This window comes from Plantibacter sp. M259, assembly GCF_006065115.1.
GTDB lineage: Bacteria > Actinomycetota > Actinomycetes > Actinomycetales > Microbacteriaceae > Plantibacter > Plantibacter auratus.
In genome coordinates this window covers 746,050-767,975 of record NZ_CP040750.1, presented here as the reverse complement: position 1 = coordinate 767,975, position 21,926 = coordinate 746,050, and the positions used below count along the sequence as shown (strand labels likewise).

Annotated in this window: 20 protein-coding genes and 2 pseudogenes; 9 read left to right on the top strand and 13 right to left on the bottom strand. The window is 62.7% G+C overall.

Annotated features, from left to right (window positions below):
- Positions 1-178: 178 nt before the first annotated feature.
- On the bottom strand, positions 179-3,994 hold the full coding sequence (locus tag FGL15_RS03480) for an efflux RND transporter permease subunit (RefSeq protein WP_205858678.1): 3,816 nt from the start codon (positions 3,992-3,994) through the stop codon (positions 179-181).
- 610 nt (positions 3,995-4,604) lie between these two features.
- Here FGL15_RS03480 and FGL15_RS03475 point away from each other — a divergent pair.
- The 5 genes and pseudogenes from FGL15_RS03475 to FGL15_RS20725 form a co-directional block, all read left to right on the top strand.
- A complete protein-coding gene (locus FGL15_RS03475; protein WP_079003061.1) occupies positions 4,605-5,234 on the top strand; it encodes a response regulator transcription factor in 630 nt (209 codons plus the stop codon).
- 14 nt (positions 5,235-5,248) lie between these two features.
- Positions 5,249-6,313 carry a sensor histidine kinase gene (locus FGL15_RS03470; RefSeq protein ID WP_168223299.1) on the top strand — a complete coding sequence of 355 codons (1,065 nt, stop codon included), beginning with the start codon at positions 5,249-5,251 and terminating at the stop codon, positions 6,311-6,313.
- Positions 6,314-6,574: 261 nt separating this feature from the next.
- A complete protein-coding gene (locus FGL15_RS03465; RefSeq protein ID WP_138944971.1) occupies positions 6,575-7,459 on the top strand; it encodes a hypothetical protein in 885 nt (294 codons plus the stop codon).
- Between the two features lie 970 nt (positions 7,460-8,429).
- A complete protein-coding gene (locus tag FGL15_RS03460; RefSeq protein ID WP_168223298.1) occupies positions 8,430-10,157 on the top strand; it encodes a putative Ig domain-containing protein in 1,728 nt (575 codons plus the stop codon).
- A gap of 468 nt (positions 10,158-10,625) precedes the next feature.
- Positions 10,626-10,718: pseudogene (locus tag FGL15_RS20725) on the top strand (ABC transporter ATP-binding protein); the annotation flags it as partial.
- Between the two features lie 139 nt (positions 10,719-10,857).
- Here the strand turns inward: FGL15_RS20725 and FGL15_RS20185 are convergent.
- From FGL15_RS20185 to FGL15_RS03410, 11 genes are all read right to left on the bottom strand, one after another.
- Positions 10,858-11,091, bottom strand: coding sequence for a hypothetical protein (locus tag FGL15_RS20185; protein ID WP_168223253.1), 234 nt, complete (start codon positions 11,089-11,091; stop codon positions 10,858-10,860).
- An 833-nt stretch (positions 11,092-11,924) separates the two neighbouring features.
- Positions 11,925-12,506: a hypothetical protein gene (locus tag FGL15_RS03450; RefSeq protein ID WP_138947183.1), complete on the bottom strand. Its 582-nt coding sequence runs from the start codon at positions 12,504-12,506 to the stop codon at positions 11,925-11,927.
- A 117-nt stretch (positions 12,507-12,623) separates the two neighbouring features.
- On the bottom strand, positions 12,624-12,839 hold the full coding sequence (locus FGL15_RS03445) for a DUF2283 domain-containing protein (protein ID WP_079003054.1): 216 nt from the start codon (positions 12,837-12,839) through the stop codon (positions 12,624-12,626).
- Positions 12,836-13,054, bottom strand: coding sequence for a DUF4258 domain-containing protein (locus FGL15_RS03440; protein WP_138944969.1), 219 nt, complete (start codon positions 13,052-13,054; stop codon positions 12,836-12,838). Before FGL15_RS03440 ends, FGL15_RS03445 begins: the two co-directional genes overlap by 4 nt.
- A gap of 652 nt (positions 13,055-13,706) precedes the next feature.
- Complete coding sequence (locus FGL15_RS03435; protein ID WP_138944968.1) at positions 13,707-13,991, bottom strand: hypothetical protein; 285 nt, start codon at positions 13,989-13,991, stop codon at positions 13,707-13,709.
- Between the two features lie 267 nt (positions 13,992-14,258).
- Positions 14,259-14,651: a hypothetical protein gene (locus FGL15_RS03430; protein WP_138944967.1), complete on the bottom strand. Its 393-nt coding sequence runs from the start codon at positions 14,649-14,651 to the stop codon at positions 14,259-14,261.
- Between the two features lie 276 nt (positions 14,652-14,927).
- Positions 14,928-15,203: a hypothetical protein gene (locus FGL15_RS20180; protein ID WP_079003050.1), complete on the bottom strand. Its 276-nt coding sequence runs from the start codon at positions 15,201-15,203 to the stop codon at positions 14,928-14,930.
- Positions 15,203-16,219 (bottom strand): DUF2599 domain-containing protein, encoded by a 1,017-nt coding sequence (locus FGL15_RS03425; protein ID WP_138944966.1) that lies wholly within the window; start codon positions 16,217-16,219, stop codon positions 15,203-15,205. Before FGL15_RS03425 ends, FGL15_RS20180 begins: the two co-directional genes overlap by 1 nt.
- A gap of 359 nt (positions 16,220-16,578) precedes the next feature.
- Positions 16,579-16,920, bottom strand: a complete 342-nt coding sequence (locus tag FGL15_RS03420; protein WP_138944965.1) for a hypothetical protein — start codon at positions 16,918-16,920, stop codon at positions 16,579-16,581.
- 143 nt (positions 16,921-17,063) lie between these two features.
- Positions 17,064-17,333 (bottom strand): hypothetical protein, encoded by a 270-nt coding sequence (locus FGL15_RS03415; RefSeq protein ID WP_138944964.1) that lies wholly within the window; start codon positions 17,331-17,333, stop codon positions 17,064-17,066.
- A gap of 22 nt (positions 17,334-17,355) precedes the next feature.
- Positions 17,356-18,378, bottom strand: coding sequence for a hypothetical protein (locus FGL15_RS03410; RefSeq protein WP_138944963.1), 1,023 nt, complete (start codon positions 18,376-18,378; stop codon positions 17,356-17,358).
- A 539-nt stretch (positions 18,379-18,917) separates the two neighbouring features.
- Here FGL15_RS03410 and FGL15_RS03405 point away from each other — a divergent pair.
- From FGL15_RS03405 to FGL15_RS03390, 4 genes and pseudogenes are all read left to right on the top strand, one after another.
- Entirely contained in the window at positions 18,918-19,460 is a 543-nt protein-coding gene (locus FGL15_RS03405; protein ID WP_138944962.1) for a hypothetical protein, read from the top strand.
- A gap of 116 nt (positions 19,461-19,576) precedes the next feature.
- Positions 19,577-19,909 (top strand): hypothetical protein, encoded by a 333-nt coding sequence (locus FGL15_RS03400; protein ID WP_138944961.1) that lies wholly within the window; start codon positions 19,577-19,579, stop codon positions 19,907-19,909.
- A gap of 120 nt (positions 19,910-20,029) precedes the next feature.
- Positions 20,030-20,464: a hypothetical protein gene (locus FGL15_RS03395; protein ID WP_138944960.1), complete on the top strand. Its 435-nt coding sequence runs from the start codon at positions 20,030-20,032 to the stop codon at positions 20,462-20,464.
- A gap of 145 nt (positions 20,465-20,609) precedes the next feature.
- A pseudogene (locus FGL15_RS03390) lies at positions 20,610-20,762 on the top strand (alpha/beta fold hydrolase); the annotation flags it as partial.
- 66 nt (positions 20,763-20,828) lie between these two features.
- Here FGL15_RS03390 and FGL15_RS03385 read toward each other — a convergent pair.
- On the bottom strand, positions 20,829-21,884 hold the full coding sequence (locus tag FGL15_RS03385; RefSeq protein WP_138944959.1) for a LacI family DNA-binding transcriptional regulator: 1,056 nt from the start codon (positions 21,882-21,884) through the stop codon (positions 20,829-20,831).
- Positions 21,885-21,926 lie beyond the last annotated feature (42 nt).

The following is a 21,926-nucleotide window of genomic DNA, read 5'->3' as shown; positions in this document are numbered from 1 at the left end:
CGTGCCTGGGAGGGCGTGAAAATACTCGTCATATGCGCGTCCGTGGGCGGTGGCAGGGGTGACGGGGTGCTCGATCGAGGAGATGTACTGTCCGCTCGACGGTGTCGGTCCCGATCGCCGTCGGACCTTCTGCGGGACCCCACCTCAGTCACAGGCGACCCCACAGACGCGCGTGCCGTCAGGGGGTCGAACGCAGCGTTCTTTCGAATGCGTCGACCTCCTCGTGTTCCGAACTTGTCCGTGTCTCATCGAGGGTGGCGCTGCGGCGCAAAGTGCGACGCTCGATTCTCTGCTCCCGGGCGTGCTCGATCCAGGTGTAAAGGATCGGGACGAGGATCAGCGTGAGCAGGGTGGAGCTGAGGAGTCCGCCGATGACCACGATCGCAAGCGGTCGGGAGATGAACGCACCACCACCGGTCAGGCCGAGCGACATCGGGACCAGCGCGAAGATCGTTGCCGCGGCGGTCATCAAAATCGGCCGCAACCGGAGCCGGGTGCCGTTCGTGACTGCTTCATCCAGTGGAGACCCTTCCTCGCGGAAACGGTTGATGAGATCCATCAGCACGATCGCATTCGTCACCACGATGCCGACGAGCATGAGCAGCCCGATCAGCGCCGGGAGCCCGAGAGGAGTGCCGGTGAGGAGGAGCCCAAGAATCGCACCGGTTGCCGCGAACGGAATCGAAACGAGCAGCACGAAGGGTTGCCGGAAGCTGCGGAACGTGGCGATCATGACGATGAGTACCAGCATGATGGCCATGATCATCGCCATCCCCAACTGGCTGAACGCCTCGTCCTGCTGCTCACTCACGCCTCCGATGTCGAAGGTGACGCCCGCGGGGAGTTGGGTCCCTTGGATCGCATCCTGCACGGAGGCGTTTGCCTGACTGAGCTTCCCCTTCTCTGGTGTCACGGTGAGGGCCGCTGTTCGTTCGCCGTTGTCACGGCTGATCATCGGCGGGACGAGTTCGTTCTCGACCGTAGCGATGTCGCTGACCTTCAGCGGGGTGCCGCGCAGCTCGGTGACCGCCTTCAGCTCGTCTGCTGCCTTCTTCGCTTCTGCTTCCTGGGCGGCCGTATCGCGTTGCGACTGGTAGAGCTGGGCGATCTGCTCGTCTGCGGCGGTGATGCTCGCCTCGGCATTGGCGATCGCGCTCTGGAGTTCGGCGAGCTGCGTTTGACGTTCTTCCGCAGCCTTCTCCTGCTCGTCGGGTTCAGGTCGAGGCTCAACGGGGGACGCGGCAAGTGCTGCGAGCTGCTGCTGCAGCGAGGCGATGCTCGATGTCGCGTCCGCACGCTGTTGGCGGGCAGCAGCGATCTGCTTGTTCACCTCGGCCGTGGCGGTTCGCTTCGCGGCGTCGGCTTCAGCCTGTGCTCTCGCCTCAAGCGCATCGGAGGCGACTTTCTGTGCCTGACTCGTCTGTTCCGCCGTCACCGGAAGCAGTATCTCGCCCACCTGCGCAGCGGTGTACTTCGTGCCGGGCGTGCGGAGGACAATGGGGCGCTTTTCGCCTTCGAGCATGAGCGATCCGATTTGTGCACCCTGGAGGGTGTCTTGGATCGCTTTGGCGACCGAGGCTCGGTCGAAACCGAGCTTCCCAGCGCGCACCTCATCAAGCTTCACTCGGACGATGCTCTGCCCGCCCTCGAGCTCGCTGTACACCGTTTGGATTCCGGCAGCTGACTTCAGACGTTCCTGAAGCAGGACGCTGGCCTCCTTGAGCATTGCCGGGTCGTTGCCCTGAATTCGCAGATCGATCCCACCGCCGGCACCGCTGTCGCCGACGAAGGCGTCTTGGGTGAGGAGCCGGAACTCCTCGGGTTTGGGCATCTTGTCGAGCCGCGCCTGCACCGCAATCCTCACCTGTTCGACGTCGGTGTTCTCTTCGAGCCTCAGCGTGTACGAGATCGTGGTGGCTTTCCCAGGCTGCTGCTCACCGACGGGGATGCTGGTGAGCACGCCCTTCACACCCTGGACGCGCTTGAGGGCCTCCTCCACCTCGGTCGCCGCCGTCACCAGGTCTTGCTCGCTCGACGGTGGTTCTGCGGCAGATTCATCCTCCGCGGGCGCGGCTTCGGGAGCAGGGTCGACAGCGCCGTCTCCGGGGGAAGTGTCACCGTTGTCGCTCTGTTCACTCTCCAACTCGCCGTCGATCGCAGTGCCGGGGGACTGCGAAAGTTCCAGGGTCTCGTTCCCGGAGGAGCCGAGGAAATCGGTGGGGATCATGATGCCCATCCCGAGGGTGACCGCGAGGAGCATGCCGGAGGCGACGAGCGTGATCACCGGGTGGCGACGTGTGACTCGTAGGCTCGGCATGATCGCGCGTTGCAGCCGGTCCTCAGGCACGTGGCTGCTATCCGAACCGGTCCGGTCCCGTTGCACCGGACGATCGCGAACTTCAGGGGCTGAGGAGGCTGTCGTGATGGGCTCGTCTACTGGGGCCATATCCGACGAATACTCAGAGCCGACATGAACGACAGCGGCCTCATCCTCGTGCGTGTCGGGCGAGGTGATCGCGAGGGCGTCCTGGTGCTTCATCCGCATGAACATCGCAGCGAGAACCGGCACGATCGTCAACGACACCAGCAAGGATGCGAGGAGTGCGATCGACACGGTCACCGCGAATGGCCGGAACAGCTGCCCGGCCGCTCCGGAGACGAACACAATCGGCAGGAAGACTGCCACCGTCGTCAAGGTGGATGCGGTGATCGCCCCGGCCACCTGCCGCACAGACGCGATGATACTGCTCGTACCGAGCCCGTCGGTTTCCGCTCGTCGACTGATGTTCTCGATGACCACGATCGAGTCGTCCACCACCCGGCCGATCGCGATCGTGAGTGCCCCCAACGTCAACGTGTTCAAGGTGTTGTTGCTGACGAAGAGGCCGATCATCGTGATCAACAGCGATAGCGGAATCGAGATCGCGGCGATGACCGTCGACCGCCACGAGCCGAGGAAGACGAGGATGACGATCACCGCGAAGAGGAGGCCGAGACCGCCCTCGACCGACAGGTCATGGATGGACTGCTCGATCACCGGAGCCTGATCGAACAGCGTCACGAACTCCGCCTTCAGGCTCGGTGCCAGCCTGTCGAGTTCCGCATTCACGACGTGGGAGATCTGTACTACGTTCGCACCCTGGGCAGGTGACACAGTGATGGTCAATGACGGTTTCCCGTTCACCCGGGACAAGCTCCCGGTGGGAAGCTTTTCGACATGAACGTCAGCGAACTCTTTCAGCGCGACGATCGCGGCCTCGGTCTTCACCGGCAGGTTCTGCAAGTCTTCCAGGCTGGTGGTGGCGGTGCCGACTGAGATTGATGTCGACCCGTCCGGAGAGTCGGCCTGGCCGGCCGGCACCGCAGCACCGTGCGCTTCGAGTACCGCACCCAGCTGCGTCGGATCCACCCTGAGTCGGTTCACATCCGCTTGGCGCAGATCGATCACGATGCGCTGCTCCTCGCGGCCGGCGAGTTCGACTTTCTGTACCCCGGGCACGTTCTTCAACGCCGGCACGACTTTCTGCGCGAGAGCGTCGCCGAATGCGTCCTGATCTCCGCTACTGCCGGCGCTGAGCTGCATGGCCGGGATCTCGCTGTTGCTGCCTGAGAACACGTCGATCTGTGCAGTCGCGGGCAACGCCGATTTCACCCCGTCGGCAGCGGCTTTCACCGCACGAAGCGTCTCGTCCGCATCGTTCTCGAATGGCCACTCCACAATCACGTTCGACGACCCCGTCGACGTCGTGGACGATACATTCTTCACATTCGGAACCGACTGCAACGCCGTCTCCAAGGGCACGGTCGCGATCCGTGACATCTCCTCAGGGGCGATCCCTTCGACCTGGACTGACACGAACGCCATCGGAGTCGTCGTGGGCGGCATCATCTCCTGCTTCAGCTTGCCCATCGAAAGTACTCCGAGGGCAGCGACGGCGATGGTGATCAGTCCCACCAAGAGACGGTTCTTCAGACTCATCTGCGTCAAGAACATGCACACTCCTCACCCGGCCGCACCCGTCAGTGCGCACACAACACGACATCGTCAAGCGTCGATGATCTGCATTACGGTCGCCATCCGTCACCCGGAGGGAATACCCCCCACCCGGCCGTCTGGTCGTTCATCACCCCCTACTTCATGGCAGGTGTGCTGGGTGCACTCATCGGGCTCCCGACTCGGCGATGAGGCTCGCGCACCCCGGAGATCAGCGACAGAGCGTGGAAATGCGGTTGTGCTCACCGATGGAGAGTGGGGCATTCAACAGGAGCACTGGAGCGGGGACGTTCATTGCAGGAGAACGAAAACGTAGAACGCGATGCCGAGCACGACGGCGACCAAGAGTGTCGTCGCCATCAAGCCGATGGCGACGTAGGGCGATGTAGCGCAACCTTGAGCTCGCGCAGCCCGTCGGTTCGTCCGAGCCAAGCCGTCCTCCTCCTCTGATCGTCCGCCCTGAAGAGCGAACCGATGCCAGCTTCACGCAGACCGAGAGCGCCCGTATCGAACAAGAGGTGGAATCACCCCCGCCGTCCGGGGGTATCTGAGCCATGGCGATCTCGCGCCTCCTCGTTCGCCCTAGTGTGGAGAAAATTGGAGGCAGAGAGTGCTCAAGGTCGCGATCATCGATGACGAAGCGTTGTTCCGGGGTGGCTTCGAGCTCATCCTCGGCGGGACTCCCGACATCGAGGTCGTCGCATCCACCGACGGCGTGTCTGCTGTCGGCGAGATCACTCGCTCCGATCCCGACGTGGTACTTCTGGACGTCCGGATGCCTGGTCGGAGCGGCCTCGACGTCCTCCGCGATCTGCAACAGTGGGCACGGCCGCCGGCGACCGCGGTGCTGACCACCTTCGACACCGACGAATACATTGCCACGGCACTCCACCTGGGTGCGGCTGGGTTTCTGGTCAAGGACACCGACCCGGAGCAATTACCCGCGTTGATCCGATCGCTGGCAGCAGGTGGAATCGTCCTCTCGCCCCAAGTCTCGCGATCGCTCCTGGCAGCCACTCGCTCGACGACGCGATGGGATTCGCGCGTCGACAGCCTCTCCTCGAGAGAACGCGAAGTACTTGCGCTCCTCCATACTGGAGCCTCCAACGCGGCTATTGGCGAAGCGATGCACCTCAGCAGCGCCACCATCAAGGACCACGTCAGCAGCATCCTCACCAAACTCGGAGTCACCTCCAGACTCCAGGCGGCACTCATCGCAGAGCGCCACTCGCCCCGCTGATGCGACGCTCGAAGATGCTCACACTCGCTGCCGATCTGGCGCTCTTGGCGGTGGCATTCGCAGAAGGTCTGACGACGTTCGACTGGGCGTCACCGATCGAGTCGTGGATCGCGATGGCTGCGGTGGGCGGACTGCTCGTGCGACACCGCTGGCCATGGATCTCGCTGCTCCTCGCAGCACCAGCGTTCGCGCTCGGCCTGGCAGCCTTCGCTGGCCTCATCGCCTTGTATTCGGTGGCCTGTCGAGAACAACGCCGGTCGGCCCTTGTGCTTGCCGGCCTCGTCGTCTTCGCCATCGCTGCAGCGCCGTGGCGAGGCTTGCCACTACCGCAGTACACGATCCTTGCGTTGGCATACGCTCTCCTGTATGCAGGAGGGCCCGTTGCTCTCGGCATTCTGATCCGCACCAGGGCTGAACTTGCCGCTCGGCTAGCCGATCTCCACGCGTCCCGCGAAAGTGAACGACAACTTCTCGCGATGGAGCTCCTGCGGGAAGAACGCGTGAACATCGCGCGGGAAATGCATGACGTCGTCTCCCACCAGGTGAGCCTCATCGCCGTCCAAGCCGGCGCCCTCCAAGTCAGCACCGCTGATGGGCCGACCCGCCACTCTCTCAAGAACATTCGGTTGCTGGCGGTCCGTACGCTGGACGAACTCCGAGCGATGGTCAGTCTGCTCCGAGCCGAGGACTCCTCACAGCTCATCACACCCCAGCCGACAGTTGCGGACCTGCCCGATCTCATCGCAAACAGCGGGACGCCAGGAGAAGCGGAGCTGGATCTGCCCAAGGATCTCCCCTTGCCGGTTCAACGTGCTGTCTATCGCACCGTTCAGGAGGGTCTCACGAACGTCCGCAAACACGCTCCAGGAGCACACGCATCGATTCGTGCAGTTGCCACCGGAACTGAGATTCTGGTTTCCATTCGAAACGAGCTCGTCCTCCCTCTTACCGACGTCGATAATCTCCCTGGCGGGCATGGGCTCATGGGGCTGCGAGAGCGTGCTGAGATACTCGACGGCGTGCTCACTGCGTCAATGGAAACCGACGCGTTCACGCTGACCCTTCGCTTGCCCCGCTGACTCGAGTGAGATCATGCAACTCGCACACAAGTGCTTGCGGGCTAAAGGTTTACGACATACTCCGGCGCTTCGTGTGCCGCGTTTGACTGTTCAAAACTGAGGGACAGGTAATCACTGATGACTGGTAAGTGGGGTGGCGTCCGCGTAGCGGGCTGGTCCGCCAGAAGTCTGCGTCATGTCGGGCTTGGAATAGCGTTCTCCACGTTCGTTGAAGTCGCAGCCGGACTCTGGATGTGCTTCAACGGCCTCATGGGTGGAGCCATGGCAGTCCTCGTGCTCATGTTCATTGGGCATTTTGCCCCGATTCCGTTCAAGCGTCGCGAAGCCGAGGAGCTGAGCGCGGGTTACACGACTCTGTCCGTCGTGCATCCAGATGTACCGCAACTTGATCCCCGGACCGGGGCGATCATTCGTCTGCCCGGCGAAGCCGCGTTGACGCGGAAGCTGTGGCGCGAACGCGTCGCAGCCGTGCGAGAGGGTCGCGTTCTCGACGCTCGAGCAACTGGGGACCGGGTGCAAGCGGCGAAGCCGGTGCTATTTACCGCACGCTTCTTCCGAATCATGACCGTGGCTGTCGTGGTCGCAAGTGGCGTAGCGATCGTGATCTCCTTCGCGGTGACGTTCGCGGGCGCCTCTGTCGACGCGATCGTCGCCTTGATCGCGCTCCTGCTTGCCGTTGGGGCCGTGTTCGCACTTGTCCTCTTCTTCGTCATGCGTGGCCATAGGAGGCGGGCGGCGACGTTACGCGCGTTCTTGAGTACCCGTCGGCGGGCCGGCGACCACGCGCAACTCGTCGTTGGCGGGGAGGAGCTCGCGACCGCATTGCGCGTCCTTGACGCAGACGGAGCTCGTCGGCTGCGGCGATCGATGATCACGGCTGCATTCGTGATTTCGGCCGACACGTTGTCGTTCTGGGGTGTGACGTCGAATGGACCTCAAGTCATTGCCTCATTCCGATCCGCAGAGCTCGAGTCCGTCGGCACCCCCGACGCGGAAGCAGTCCGCATCTCAGTGAGAACCAAGGGCAGCTTCGCGTTCATCGACATCGTTCCGGCCGTCGAGTCGAGCTCTGGTGCCGAGGTAGCTGGCGGGAGCGCGCTTCAGGCGCTTTCCAATGCGCTGGCTACGCTGAATCACGACGTGTAGACCGGCGTGCCCTCCCAAGAGGGCCGTCGCTGTCCGCGACGTTTGATGATGGGAGCGGACGCTCGGGCGCGCTATCGTGTTCCTGACATTTCCACGAACGTGTCATTCCCAAATCGACCATGAGAGGCGGCGGCAATGGTGGTCAGTGAGGGTGAGTTCTGGGGAAGCCAGGGCCGGGTGGGTCGGATTCGGCGGGGCGACCTGCAGGGTCGTCATGTGTTTGTGTACCCGGATACTGTCGAGCCTTGGTGGACCGTGGTCGTCGAGACGTCTCCGGAGGCGTCCGTACCCGACGACCGATATATCTCGAACACTGAGCACTTCGTGCAGTTTATGCTGGAGTGGGACGTTGCGTGGCTCCCGATAGGGAAACAGGAACTGCAGCTCGAGTCGGCTCTATTCGGATGGAGACCGCTCAGTAATCGGCCGAGTTGGACGCATGCGAGCTACGAACCGGCACGGTTCGAACAGGATCTTCAATAGAAGTGCATGAAATTTGCGACTGGCTGGAGTGGGAATAGCCGTTCTTACGCTCCTTGGGCTTGGATGCAATTCAGAACGCTTCGTTTCGTCACAGCCGTTCCGGGCTCAGGCTCGGGCGAGCACGGAGCGGAGCAAGTCAACGATCGCGGTTCCCCGGACATCGCCGGTACCGTCCGTACGGTTCGTTAGGAAGGCAAAACTCACCCGCTCATCATGGTCGGCGAAGGCGACCTGACCGCCCGCACGTCATGACTCCGGATGATGAGCATTGGGGCGAGGCCGGGTGTTTGTCCAACCTTGTCAGGACTGAAACGCCTGCAAGTGAAATCACGCAGTCGATGTTGCGGTGATCCTCAGGTTTCTCGTACATTCGGCCTCGCTGCACTGACTCTGTGGGATATGTGTCCGTTCAGAGGGTTTTTGATCGAATTTCGAGGGATGCATGGCTGATCAGTTTGGGACGGTGGCTCGGAGATCGTCCTGGTCGGTGAGCGCAGTTCGCGATGTTGTTGTGACGGGGGCTGCACGATTTGTGATCGCTCTCGCCGTCGCAGCGGGGATGGTAGTTGCTGGCGGCACGATGACCGCGAGGGCAGGTGAGGCAGCGCCGAATGTCGCGTACTCGGAACTTCCGGTGGGGCGCGGCGCCGCCGCAGCAGCAGTCGAGCCCAGCACGGGTGACGTCTACGTGACCAATTCGGCGAGTGCAACGGTGTCGATCATCGATGGGGCCACCAAAGAAGAGACGATCATCTCCGTCGGCCAGAGCCCGAGCGGGATCGTCTTCAACCCCTTCAACGGATACTTCTACGTTGCCATCGAACGGGAAAACACGGTCGTTGTTGTCGATCCCATGACAAAGGCCATCATCGGTGGACCCATCTCCGTCGGCACGTTTCCGGCCGGTCTAGCGGTGAATCCGGCGACCGGGCATGTGTTCGTCGCGAATTCGCGCAGCGACACCGTCTCGGTTATCGACCCCACCACCAGATCGGTCATCGTGAGCATTCCCGTCGGGCAGAGGCCCGTCGGCGTGACCTACAGCCTCGACGCCAACCGGATTTACGTCACCAACAACAGCGGCGCATCCGTGTCAGTCATTGACGGTTCATCGGGTCTTGTCGTCGGCACGATTGCCGTGGGAACAGCGCCCTGGGGAATCGCCATTGATCCGGTGACAGATCGCGTGTATGTCGCCAATACCTTCAGCAACTCGGTCTCAGTCATAGACCAGAGCACCCAAACCGTCGTCGGCTCGCCCATTGGGGTCGGAACCGCTCCAGTAGGAGTCATCTACTACCCGCCGACCGGAGATCTGTACATCTCCAACACCGGCAGCAGCACAGTCTCGGTCATCGACGGCGCGAGCGGTGCGGTCATCGGCTCCCCGATCGCCGTGGGACGATCGCCACTGTTCGGCGCGTACAACCCGCAGGACAGTTCTGTCTATATCGCCTCGATCGTCTCGAACAGTGTGTCGGTGCTGGGTGCCGCGCCAACGATCGCCTCAGCTGCACCAATCGATGGCACCGTCGGTGAGAGCTACATGTTTGCCGTCACCGCTGACGCAGCCCCGTCGAAGATCACATTCAACGTTTCGGGCGGCCAGCTTCCGAAAGGTCTCAGTATGGACGCGGCCACAGGCGTGATCTTCGGCACTCCGACAGCCGCAGGCGTCTTCTCGTTCACCGTGACCGCGACGAACATCGTGGGTTCAGACGCAGCGTCCTATGTGATCTCCGTCGGCGCAACGCCGTCGACGCCGACGTCGACGGGTCCAGCAATCACCTCCGGTTCGCCCAGTGAGGGAAAGACCGGATCGACATACAACCACACGGTGACCGCCACCGGTACCGGACCGATCGTGTACGCCGTCAGTGGCGGAGTACTGCCACCGGGATTGTCCTTGGATCCTGTCACTGGGGTGATCTCGGGAACACCCACGAGCGCGGGCGCCTACTCATTGAGCATCAGCGCGACAGACGCTGCAGGATCCGACACTGCGCAGTACACCATCGTCATCACCGCGGACGGCCCGGCCCCGAGCTCGTCTCCAATCACCTCCGAGACGGGAACGCACGGTGGGCGTCTACCGAGCACGGGCCTAGAAATGGCGCACATCGCCGGTATCGCATCGTTGTCGATGAGTCTGCTTCTTGCGGGAATTCTACTGGTGCTTCGCCGACGCCCTCGTCCTGACAGGATCTGTGGATAGTCTGCGGCGCTGTCCATGGTTCTCGAGGTCGCTGGACGATCTGCCCGCAACGGAAACGCGGGATTGGGATGCTCTCTGGGAGTGACTGAATGTGCATTCGCGCCGCCTTCGTCTGGAACTCTTGCTAGAGCGAGTAGATACTCGGACGGGCTGGATTGCTCTTAGATACTCCACGAGCTTGTCCTTTGCACATTGATGATGGGGGGGGGGGGGGGCAATGGTTGTCAGCGAGGGCGAGTTCTGGGGAGGGCGAGGCCGGGTGGGTCGAAGTCGACTGGGCGATATGCGGGGTTCTCATGTGTTTCTGTACCCGGATACAGCCGCGTTTACATGGAAGAGTTTCAATCCGAGTGGTCTGGCGAAAACGCTGCAAGAAACTCAAGTACGAAGTGGGAATCGTGCTGCGGATGTATGGCTGTGGTCCCCCGGCACGATGACCCTGCTGTCGACCATTCTTAGAGTGAGCGTATGATCACAATGGAACATCTCACGAAGAGATTCGGCGCGACGACAGCAGTCGATGACGTCTCGCTCACACTCCATCCCGGCACGGTGACAGGCCTGCCCATTACTCGTCAGATCCATATACTGCGTCCTCCGACACTTCAACTTCAGCCGCTGGGTTCATCCCAGACGGACTTCGATACCCTGCCGACCTTGCGAGAGAGGAGATCATCCGCGCCGGCCGATAAGTGGGTGATTAGGGCTGGCCGTCGCGGTCGATGGCTTCACCGATCTCGGAGGCAGCGTGGACCGGGTAGCCGTCGATGTTCATCTCGACCACGAGGCTCTCGGAGGGCCGTCTCAAGGTCAGGACCGCGGTTCGATCACCGAGTTCCAGGCTCTGATAGCTTGTCTCAGCCGCGGAGTCGAGTTGGATGAGAAAGTCGGAACGGCCGAGGTCGTAGTGCAGTTCCGCCCACCGGCTGCCCAACGTCCCGCTGCTCGGATAGTTGCGCGTTCCCTGTTCTGACGGGGCGTCGAGTGGCCCGAGGAGCGGCTGTAACAGCCGTGCCAGAGCCTCGGCATCCGCCCCAGGGGCGCGGCTACGCGCCCGCCGCTGTTCGTCAGGAGGGCGGAAGCGTCCGTGAAGTCGATCCTGGTGCAGAGGATCCTGTCATCGAGCTGCGCTTGCTCGAGGCGCGCGAGCTCGACGAGGAACGCGTTATGAACGCGTATTGGATGCATGGCGCCGTCCTAGACGTTGAGGGCGTTCTTGACCCAGTTGAGGCACAGCCAGCGTCACTCCTTGACAGTACGTTGTGACGACGCCGAAGGTGCCACGGGTGATTGCACGGTAGTCCACCGTCGACTGCACCCACACGGGCTCACCCAGCAGGTCAGCATGTTGCAGGTGAACTGCCTGGCCTCCAGGAAGCAGTTGAACGCGGTCGCGGATCCGGCGCCGAGACGCGAGGAGTAGGACGTCGTGACGCGCTTCACGACCGCGGTGGTCAGGTTGTGCTTGTTGACGATCTTCTCGTAGGCGGCCCGACGAAGCGTGACTCACATCGTACGTCCCAGTGCGCGGCACGACACGGTTCGTCGGCGCGGAAGCAAGTCTTGCAGTGAAGCCAGCCGGCGCTGCCGGCGTACCCGCGGAACCTTCCGGCTGAGGTGCCGACGCCGCAGGATCGGCCGAGAGCGTCCCATCGGGCTCAACCACGACACCTGCCGTGTCCAGTCGAGAGCTGTCATGTTTGCCCGCGCGCGAAGTGACGCCAGGCTGCCCCGCAGCACTCCCGTCGACTGCGTGGTCCCTCGCGGTCACCCGTGTGGTGGTGTCGCAGCTGCGCCCCGGCTGTGTTGGTTCGGGGCGCGGCTGTGGTTGTGTGACGTGCTTGGCGAGGTCAATCCTCGGATGGTGATGGTGTGGTGCTTGGGCGTGTTCGTCGTCTGGCTAGGGTGAGTGTCCCCGCGACGACGAACACTGTCAGGCCGATACCCAATGCCCAGAGTCCGATGTCGATGCCGAGCACGATGGGGGCCGGGGTGTAGCCAGGTTCCAGCCCTGGTCCTCCTGAGCGCGATACTGCAGTCCCGAAATGGTGAAGAACACGATTCGATGCCGTCGAGCCGGCCTGGGTCGGCGAGTTGCCGGCGGAGGACGTCGGCGGTGCCGAGGCCTGTGCCGGTGAGTTCGTCGATGATGCGCATGACCTGCTCGTGGAACACCACCACGCCGCGGGTTTCCCGCAGGATCGGGCGGAGCCGGGGGTGGAGGTAGTCGGGCATCGTCTCGCCGTGGCGGCAGCTAGCGGGATCGAAATCCGCATCCAGTTTCAGCCCCCCGTGAATACCTCCCTTGCGTGAACGTGAACTTTCTTCGCGAGCCGCTAGAGACTTCATGCTCACGGTCCCCGATAGCTCCTGAGGCGTCAGGCAAAAGCTCGCCGGAAGGCGTTCGGGAGGTCCGGTGAATTCCAGGAGAGGTGGATCACGTGTCACTGTCCGTGCAACATGAGGCTATTCGCTTCCGGCCACATCGAGTGCTGTGGGCGTAAATAGGGTGGAGGCGCTTAAGATCTCAATACCGAGGACGCGGTCGTCGCTGTCGTAGTCCACCGCGATATGGCAATCAAGGTAGCTGGTCTCCTCTGACCTCACTACTGCGCCGGGCTCGATATGAGGCGCAACCTGAACGTAGGCTGCATCCGCTTCAGGGTCGTAGCTCAGTTTCATCGACCACCACCTCCGGAAGACCTGATCACCGTGATCACGTTACCGGTATTCGTGTTGACCCGCACTGTGATTTGCCCCGACCGGATAGAAGTGATGCCGTTGTGGCGGGAGATCACCTGTCCAAAATTCAAAATCTGCTGAACCGTGGCCGCGGAGACGCCGCGGGCGGACATCTGCGTCACGGCGTGTTTAGAGAACGTGATGAAGATTCTCATGATGCTGGACCAGAAGAACTTCACAACAATCGGACCGCGCGATTGCAGGGATTAGGTGATCGGTGCTGATGCGGCGGTGGACACTGATGGCGCCGGCGCCGCCTGTGCGCTCTGAGCGGCAAGTGTCGAGGTGCCCACGAGCAGGAGGGCGCTCAGGGACAGCGAGATCGCACGTGTCGGTTGCCGGTTGTTCTTCATTTGATTCTCATTTCGTTGCGGGATCTGTTGTTGATTCGGATCTAGCCTTTCGATGTTGGGTTGTCTCGGGTATCCGCCGGCAGACCCTGTGAATCACGCCACCTGGCGGGGTGTGGATCTGAATTGTCGCTGGTAGTGCGTCCCTTGGTCTGAGCTGAACGTGTCGTGTAGTCATGGGACTACGAGCTTCGAACCGTGGTCAAGAGTCGGTCTGCCGATTGAGACCCCGATGGCGATCGCGCGCGAATCGGCTATCAGGTCTCGAGGCGGCATCGTTCGAGACGTATGCCTCATGTCTAGCGACCGACTCCGACGTCTGGGGCCAAGATGGTCAGCGCGAACACCAGCGTTGTTCCGAGGATGGGATGAGTCGGGCGTCCCGTTGTAAGCAGAACGCCACTGCCACGCGTTACTGGACGACGTGAGGCGAGCCGTGAAGGGACACGCCGCCGAGTTACTGAGCCTTTGCGGCGATGCGTTCTAGTGGCGTTCCGGGTAGGTCGGCAGGGGAGGGGGTTGCGGTTACGGCGGCGTCGAGGAGCTGCTCGGCGAGCGGCTCAAGCTTCTGATGTGCAGTGACGATCGAATCCGTGTTCGTGGTGATTGCGACCTCGATGGGAACGCGCAGGCCCTGGATGGAGCGTGCTGCGGTCTCGATCGATTGGGTGAGCGCTACTGCGTAGGTGTCCCATTCCTGCTGCTTCTGTGCTTCGAGCAGTCGGAGCTGCTTGTAGAACAAACCGATCCGGGCGTCACGTTCGTCGATGAGACGAGTAGTACCCGACTGCGGAGGCGGGGGAGTCGGGGATGAAGAGCGAGGTGAAGAAGGTGTCACCGTCGTGGATCGATCTCTCGACGAGATTGGCGTTGTCATTGTCGGTGAGGGTACGCCAGGTGTCCCATGACCATTCGGGCGCTGCTGGGTCGACGGCCGTGAGCTGATTCGGGCCGGTGACCTTGTAGCTCCACCCGCATGTGGCTTCGTCGGGGTAGGGGTCTGCCTGCTCTACCGCGAGCTGCTGTTCGCGATGCTGTGTTCCGCGTCGTCGTACTGGGACCTGGCGTCAGTTCGGTGGGAGAGGAGGTCGTCGACGTCGACGACCAGTTGCAGTGGTTCGGTGCGGTGCTGCCATAGCTCGGCTTGGTCAGGACCGACGGTCGCCTCGAGCAGCTCTGCCATCTTCGCCGCTTCCCAGGATCCTGGTCGACCGGCCAGCGCCTCATCGATTGCGCCGAGATTCGCCGCAGCGCCGGCGAGGGCCAGGGTGACGAACTCAGCCCAGTCAGCAGGGTCAGTCTCAGTCGGATGTGGCTCGACCTTGCCGGTGGGTGTCTGCTGCAGGCGCGGGCGGCGCCACCGTCCAGCCTCGGTGAGCGCCGCGACGGCGTCGTTGAGCACGTCTGCGAACGGTCGCTGTGCTGCATGCCCGGCCCGTGCCGTCTCAATCGTGCCGTAGGCGACCGGGTTCGCAGAATTGTTGTCCAGGGGTCCGGCAGGCCAATCAGCGGGGGCAGAGTGGGGACGACTTGATCGTCGGCCTGTTGGGCAACCTCTTCCGATCAAGCGCATGGACGGGTGCTGCCGACGGCGATCGCTTGCAGCAGACAGGGCCTCGGCCAACTGGCCGGGGCCCTGTGAGTTGCTCCGAGCTTGCGCGTTGACGTCAGCCCTGGTTTAGGGCGTTGTACTCGAGTTGCTGGTTCGGTCGGCCCGGTACCGGGCGATCCAGAACACCAGGCTTGTCGCTCCGAGAACGCCCAGGAGTGGGATCGCGATAAAGCTACCGATGAGCAAGGTGGTCTCGGTGGCTGTGGTGTAGCCCGATGTTCCGTTGGCGTCAGCTGTAAGGCCGCGGTCTCCGAGGATTATCCCGAGGTAAATGAGTGTGCCAACGGCTGTGAGTACCCCGGCTGCAGAGGCGATAGCCGCCCCGCCGGCGAGGGCACGCATCAGTTGCACTGCCTTTGGATCAGCGTCCAGTAGTCGTACGCAGGTCGGCCGAGGTCGAGGTTCCAGCTCACCTTGTTGGGTGCGCGGAATCGAACGAAGTCGAAGTGGCAGTAGTACTGGTCTCGCATAGACGGGGTGTTCTCCCGGCTCCCCGGTGTCTTGTTGAGGACTTCGTCCCACCCCGCCCACCGTGCGGCCACACCGGCGCTAGCCCACGGGTTCACTCGTGCCCAGGATGACGGATAGACCTGCAGCGTTTTACCAGACCATTTCGTGCGGTCGACCAGGGCGATGCCGAGCCACGGATCGGCGACAATCGGGTATGCGCTACCTTCTGCGTGTTCAACCACCTGGGTGAGGGTGGTCCCGTCGAGCTCGTAATGCGTAGCGATGTCGGTGCCGTTCGCGTCCTTTGCCCAAGCTGACGCCACTCCAGCGAGGAATTTGCCTTCTGCGTCGACGATCACGACAGCGCCGCTCGCCGGGTCCAGGGTGACCGTCGCGTCCGCGGGTACCTGCAGCGGGTAGGCGTAGCGGGTCGGCGCGTGGGCACCGTCAATCACGGTAGTGATCTGCACCGAGGCATCCTCTTTCAGCACGGGGACGGTTGTCGAGCCGTCGTTGTTGTCGTAAGACACGATCCCATCTGCCTCGGCGATGGCATTCTCCGCATTCGTGGCGTTCGGCAAACCCACAGTGATCTCGGTGCCTCCAGAATCGGTCAGTGTCACTCCGTCGGCCGCCTTAGTTGGAAGGATCGCGGAGGCTTCGGAGGTGCTTGCTTCGACTGCTGACCTATCAGAAAGGTCAACCGAAGCGTCCGCGACGCCGGTCAATACCTCCGGGGCTGCCGCAGCGATGGCAGCCAGCAGGTCAGGCTCGGATTCTGCGGCATGAGCAGGAACAGCCAATCCCGCCGCCAGAAGCGCGGCTCCAACGGTAGCAACGAGTTTCATGGTGATGCGCAAGTCTTTCCCCTCGATAGTGTGGTCACGGTCGCACTCGAAGGTCTGCATCCGCGACCCCCGGCCGAACGGAATCAGGCTTCAGTGAAGCGCCGCTGAGCTCTGCGATGTTGTGACGCTCGTCGACGCCACTGCTGAAAGCCTCTTGGACGATCAGCGGAATGAACACCCGCCACGTGGCGGAAATAGCACACCGAACGGCGGGTCACGCAAACAGGCCTACTGAAATAAGGTATATTTCCAGCTAAATTATTGCAGTAATTTGCGACTACCGAACCCCACCTACACGCAGACGCTGCGCAACAAGTGCAGCTACCCCATCAAAGGCATATTCAGGATCGCCGGCTTGCAGAGTGGCTCCACGACGGCATGTCGGACGATCCAGCCTGGCTCGGCCATCATCAACAACGTCACCAACTGGTACGTGCCAAACGGCTACGCAGCCTGCTGATTGCGCGTGGGCGTGCCGTCTCCGCATCGGCACGCCCACCCGGCAGCGGATTGTCGAACATGCGTGGCTTGACGGCGAGGATCGCCAAGAGCACCCATCCCGACTCGATGAGCGGGCGGCTCTCAGTCAAGCTCTGCAGCACCAGGAGCAGGAGCAGCGAGAACGGCGCGGCGGCCGCGAAGAAGGTGCTGAGTGTTGACCTGGTCAATCGGTTGGGGAGGAGCGACAGTGTCCCGTGAGTGGTCTGGACGATGAGGACCAGGAAGACGATTGCACCGACCAGCCCGAGCTGCATGGTCACGTCGAGCCATGCGTTGTGCGCTTGGAGCTGACGGACTCCGACTGCGTGGTCCCCTCGCGGTCACCCGTGTGGTGGTGTCGCAGCTGCGCCCCGGCTGTGTTGGTTCGGGGCGCGGCTGTGGTTGTGTGACGTGCTTGGCGAGGTCAATCCTCGGATGGTGATGGTGTGGTGCTTGGGCGTGTTCGTCGTCTGGCTAGGGTGAGTGTCCCCGCGACGACGAACACCGTGAGGCCGATACCCAATGCCCAGAGTCCGATGTCGATGCCGAGCACGATGGGGGCCGGGGTGTAGCCAGGTTCCAGCCCCTGGTCCTCCTGAGCGCGATACTGCAGTCCCGAAATGATGAAGAACACGATGACGGTGATCGCCCCGACGGTGGCCAGGATGGCTGAAGCGATGATGACTTTCTTCACGGGCATGACTCCTGGGTGATGGCTACCAGTTGCATCGGTGGGTGACGACACCGGCGGGCCAGTTGGACCGGTTGGTGCGGAAGCGTTCCAGGTTGTAGTCCTGGGTGAAGGGGAGGCCGTAGACGCTGGCGGCGACGTGGCAGTTGTACTGGTGCTTGAGTGTGGCCTTGTTCGTCATCGCGGTCGCACCGAACCTAGCCTTCCACTCATCCCAGCCTGCGCCGTTGAAGACGGCTTGACCAGCGATGTATCCGCCAACGCCACCGCCGCCACTAAGCACGACCGCTCCGAGCGGGGTCACCCAGGCACTGTAACGGTAGTCGCCCTTGTAGCTGTCTCGCTTGAAGTTCTGGAACAGAGTAATGCCAGCCCATGGGTCAGCGACGACGGGGTACGCGGTCTCCGCGCTGTGGTCGACGACCTGGGTCAGGGTGTTGCCAGAGACTTCATACCAGGTCGAGACGGGTGCACCGGTAGCATCCTTCGCCCACGCTGGCGCGACGCCACCGGAGAACCCGCCGCTGGCGTCGGTGATAATCACAACGCCGTCTTCCCGGATCGTCAGTGCTCCGCCCTCTGGAACGGAGAAGTCGTAGTCATAGCGCGTTGGCGCCTGAGCACCGTCGATCACTGTGATGATCTGAAGGCTGCCGTCCTCGCGGACCACCGGGACGGTCGTCGACGCGTTGCCGTTGTCGAACGCCGTCACACCGTCATGCAACAACACCCCGTCACCGGCCTGCTGGGCGAACGGCAGGGAAACGGTGAGCTCCTGGCTTGGGGAGTTGAGGGTAGCTGCACGACTTGCATCCCAAGGAACCGTGACCGTGGTTCCCTCTGCCGAGTACTGCGCAGCGTCGGCGTCAGTGCTGCTTGCCGGCGCTGCCGCATCCAGCGTCTCCGGCACGACGGCCTCCACTGCAGCGAGCACATCAGAGTACGGCAGCTGCTCCTCGGCAAAGGCTGCAGATGATCCTCCCAGAAGCGCTGAAGCGCACAGCGACCCGACCCCAGCGATACCGATGGTACGTCTCAGGTTCGACATTCATCCTCCGATCAGTAGCGCCACCTGCGCTGTTTTGTGAGGGTACCCTTACCTCAAGTAAAGTGTCGAGGGATCAGTGATGATTCGGGGGTTTTCCCTCGTCCAAGAATCGACTGGGTTGGTTCAGGCCGGCGTCGCCATCGGCCATCCAGGCGGCAGTCCAGAACGTACCGGCGAATTGAGAGAATGACCAAAGGCAAAGCGATGGAACGGCGACTCGCAGAAAACCCTCTGATCGATCAACTGTTCAAGCATCGTGGCAGACCGAACGCCCTTGACTTCATCAGTCGCAGCTCGGGACTGTTCTACGAGCTGACGACGGACAACCTCTCAACGCTCGCGCGTCATCTAGCGCGGTCCTCAGTCGACCCGACTCGGATCGCCAAGTACAACATGTGGACCTACGGGAAGTGAATGTGCGACAGAAAATTCGAGGAGCGGTCCTCCGAGAGGGGCAGTCTCTCCGGGGAGTCACATTCGGTGATCTTCTCCTAGATGACTGCCGCACGCGTCTTGCTGAGGACTTTGATGCGCGTCCGGTGATCGAGGACGTGTCGGTGGCGTCGCTGCGGGTCAAAAGCTGTCTGCTCGCTGGAGTGTTGCTGCGGAACGTGACGGTGGGTGGGTTGACGGGCGACCAAGGTTCCCTGTTCATCAGGGGATGTGAGTTCCACAACGTCACGCTGTCCGGGGTCATCGGTGATCTGGCAATCACGACATTTGTGACCGCGAGAACCCCGGAGGAGCTCGCGATGTACGAACGTCGGGTTAGGGAAGCTGACCAGGCGGACGATATGGGCCTGGACATCAGTGGGGTCGAGGGTGCGATCTCGATCCGGGGGTACAGCTCTCACCGGATTCGGATCGATCCGAGCTTCCAAGCGGTCGTGCCGCGGGAGCGTGCAGTGAGCCAGGCCTGGGACGACATTGATTTCGGCGAGTCCACGTTCTACATCGCACTCCAGGATGTGGTGAGGAGAGGCTGGAAGGACACGATTCTCTCGGCCAACAAGCGGTCGCGGCGCTTCGAGGAGGATGTTCAGATCATCACGGAGCTTCGCCGGCGGGGGATTGCCCTGTGAAGCGCCCACATCGCGTTCTCGGCGCCCTCGGCCTCAGTGGCCTCGTGCTCGCTCTCGCGGCCGGGTGCGCAGGATCGAGTGTCGTTGCGGGGGAGGATTGCGCTGAGCTTGCGCAGGTGGCGACGTCCTACGCCACGAACGTGTCCCAAAATGTGGCGACTCTGGAAACCGACCCCGCTGTCGGTGCATCACAGCTCTCGGGAGCCGGCGAGCTCTTTCGTGCAGCGACGAATGACATCGGCGGAGAACAGGACGTGACCGCCAAGATCCAGGTTCTGGTCGACGGCATCTCCGATGCTGCACAAGGCATCTCGGACTCCGGGCTGACCGATCATTCTCGAGCCGCCCTCGAGACCGCGGTCACTTCGTTCAGTGAGGCCCTTCCGCCGCTGATCGAATCCTGCGCTGCCACCGAATCGCCCACCCCTGCCCCGTCGAGCACCAGGTAGCTCCACAACACCGACCAGCAGGTGTGCGCGAGCAAGGTGTCGATGACATCGACGTGACGTCAGGGCGACAGCTGGAGAACTCTCGAGGAAAGCAACTCGGGATACTGCAAGAATGAGGTCATGGGAATGTTCAACACCTACTTCATCGCGCCGGATGACGCGGCTGCGGCCGCTGTCGTTGACGACGGGCCCGCCGGGGTGCGCTCTCCGGTTGTTGAGGCGGTCGGCGCGACGGTGGAGGCCGGCACGTTGCTGGCGCTGCTCTCTGGCGCGACGTATGAATCGATCACCGATGATCCTTCGTGGTCGCGACTCGTCTCCTCGCCGGACCATGATTCCGCTTGGGTCATTGCCATGCCCGATACCTTCACCGAAGCACTTGCCACCTCGAGCGAAGATCGCCTCGCTGAGGTGGCCACCCCGTGGTCGGAGACTGAAGAGTTTTGGGGTAATGGTGACGCTACGGAGCTGCTGTCAATGCTCCAAGAGTGGGCGGCGCTTGCCCGAACGGCACGCGATCGTGGCGAACAAATGTACTGCTGGGCGGCGCTCTAGCACTCGACCACGTTCCTCAGGGCACCAGGCAGCTCGGCAACACGCACCCAGCCGCTGCGCGCAAACGAGGTGTCCATGACGTCGACGTGACGACAGCGCCATGGCCGTGAACGCTTGAGGCGCGACGAGTCCACCAGAAGATTGCAACGACCGCATGGTCCCGTTGGTGCTCTCGAACGACCTGCACCGCCGGATCGGCGGATCGGAACTGATCATCTACCCGAACTCCGGCCACGGCGGCATCTTCCAGTACTGGGAGCGGTTCGCCCCGGTCTCGATCGACTTCCTCACCCGCTGATCCAGCGGAAGGACACCGAGTTCCGAAATTTCAGGACGGGATATCTTCCAGTGCGCGTCCACGTGCTCAGCGCGTCCAGTCGGGCTCCGGGTTGCTCGCCGCGAGTTGGGCCGCGCGGGCGCGCGTGAGGTGCACCGAATCACGCACCCGGAGCGGCATGGGCACCAGGTGCTCGCCGCGCTCGTGGTCCTCGTCGAGGAGCAATCGGACTGCGAGGGCACCCATGTCCTCGAAGGGTGCGGCAGCGGTCGTGAGCATCGGGTGGAGGTACACCGCGATGTCGTCGTCGTCGAACGAGATGACCGCGACATCGCGGCCGGCCGTGAGGTTCGCTTCCGACAGGGCGCGGTACGCGCCGAATGCGAGCCGGTCGTTCAGGCAGATGAGGGCCTGCGGCTGGATACCTGCTTCGAGCAGATCGTGGACAGCTTCGTACCCGTTCTTCACCGACCACGGTTGGCAGGGGAGCTGGGCGATCGGTCGCACGTCGTGACGTTCCAATGAGCTCCAGATCCCGCCGAGGCGGCGCTGGACGGCGGCTGTGAGCCATTCGTCGTCGGGCTGGTCGAGTGACCTCCCGAGGATCACGATCCCATCGGCATGGCCGGCGTCGAGGAGGAGGTCGACGATGTCCTGCGCGCCGGTGAACTCGTCCGCCAGGACGGCGTCGTCGACGTCGTCCGAGAACGCGTTCAGCATGACGACCGGAGTGTTGCCGACTCGGGCGGGCACCCGCAGGGTCTGTGGCCGTGTCGCCGCGTAGATGATGCCGTCGACTTGGCGGTCGGTGAGGGCGTCGACGGCCTCATCCACCGCATCGGCCTCGCCCTCCGTCTCGGCGATGAAGAGCACATGGCCCTGGCGTTTGGCCTCTTGGAGCGCTCCGCGGATGAGACCACTCGCCAGGCGGTCCGTGGTCACCTGCTCCGAGATGAACCCGATGACATGAGACTTCTGCGTGCTGAGCGCCCTGGCGGTGAGGTTCGGCCGGTACCCGAGCTCGTCGGCCGCCGCGCGCACTCGGGCCGCTGCATCGTCCGAGAGTCGGGTGCCCTGGCGGTTGTTGAGGATGAGCGAGACCGCGGTCGTCGAGACACCGGCGCGGAGCGCCACGTCCGCCATCGTCACCCGTTGTCGAGCCAAGGCCCCACCTCTCGCAGTCGC